We start from the raw sequence: 233 nt of genomic DNA, 5'->3' as shown, positions 1-233 counted from the left end.
CGGCCCACATAGGTCAGCACGCCGTTCTCGTCGCGGCGGGCGATGTCGCCGGTGAGGAAGACGCCGTCGCGGAACACCTCGTCCGTCTTCTCCTGGTTGCCGTAGTAGGACTTCAGCAGGCCCACCGGGCGCGGGTCCAGGCGCAGGCAGATCTCGCCCTCCTCGGCCTCCTGGCCCGGGAGCGGGGCGAGCAGGGTGACGTCCGTGCCGGGCAGCGGACGGCCCATCGAGCC

The 233-nt window shown here is 72.1% G+C and carries 1 pseudogene; it reads right to left on the bottom strand.

What is annotated here, in order from left to right:
- Positions 1-233, bottom strand: a pseudogene (locus tag KVS67_RS13430) (AMP-binding protein); the annotation flags it as partial.

The sequence above is a fragment of the Micrococcus sp. GbtcB5 genome, from assembly GCF_019091605.1.
Taxonomy (GTDB): Bacteria; Actinomycetota; Actinomycetes; order Actinomycetales; family Micrococcaceae; genus Micrococcus; species Micrococcus luteus.
This window is presented reverse-complemented; position numbering and strand designations above follow the sequence as displayed.